We start from the raw sequence: 773 nt of genomic DNA, 5'->3' as shown, positions 1-773 counted from the left end.
GTGGAGGCGTCTCGCCCTGGTGTCGGCAGGCCCGGCGGGCGGGCCCGGTCCGCGCGGCGTGGCGGTGGGATGATCGCGGCGGCGTTCGGCGCGGGTCCGAACGCGCGGAAAGGCACGACCGTGAATCTGTATCTCGCCATACCTGTGCTCCTGATGGCGTCGCTCATCGCCGCGTCCGGCATCGCGGCGATCACCCGTGGGTGGGTGTTGCCGTGGAACCGCAGGACGGTCCGTCGGCCTCGTCTTCACGGCATCGGCCAGTCGGTCATCGCCGTCTCCCTGTGCTGGCACCTGGCTTTCGGCCTGCTGCGCGACGGGTCGAACGCTTCGGAGTGGGGCGTTCTGACCGGCAGCGCGCTGCTGGTCGCCGGGGCACTGGTGATGTTGGCGAGTACGCGGGGCGAGGCGCCGGCGAGGTGACGTGGGACGAGCGCGACCGGCTGGTCCTGAGGCGTCCGATCCGGGAGCAGCGCAGGCGGACGCGGCTGGCGTGCGTGCTGTGGTGCGTGGGGCTGTTGGTGGTCGTCGCCCTGTGGCGCGAGGTGCCGACGGGGTATCGCCTCGCTCTCCTGGCGCTGTGCGCGCCGCTTGTCTTCCTGCTGGCAAACCTCGCGGGTCGGGTGGCGCTGCTGGTCGTTCCGCTGCTGGCGCCGCTGACCGGGCTCGTCGCGGCGGTGGGTCTGCTGCCCGCGCGGGACGACGCGGTGTTGCGTCTGACGGGTGAGGTCGCGGAGGTGCGGGTCGTCGAGGACGGCCTGCGGTTTGTGGACGGG

Annotated in this window: 2 protein-coding genes; both read left to right on the top strand. The window is 72.6% G+C overall.

Annotation, left to right across the window (positions count from 1 at the left end):
* Window positions 1-69: 69 nt before the first annotated feature.
* The gene (locus tag GL263_RS27470) at window positions 70-420 is read left to right on the top strand and encodes a hypothetical protein (RefSeq protein ID WP_194377963.1); all 351 of its coding nucleotides are present in this window, start codon (window positions 70-72) and stop codon (window positions 418-420) included.
* A partial coding sequence (locus tag GL263_RS27465; RefSeq protein WP_182858426.1) for a hypothetical protein occupies window positions 417-773 on the top strand: 357 nt, incomplete at its 3' end. The genes GL263_RS27470 and GL263_RS27465, both read left to right, overlap by 4 nt.

Origin of the sequence: Streptomyces durbertensis (genome assembly GCF_014156695.1) — a bacterium.
Classification (GTDB): domain Bacteria; phylum Actinomycetota; class Actinomycetes; order Streptomycetales; family Streptomycetaceae; genus Streptomyces; species Streptomyces durbertensis.
This window is presented reverse-complemented; position numbering and strand designations above follow the sequence as displayed.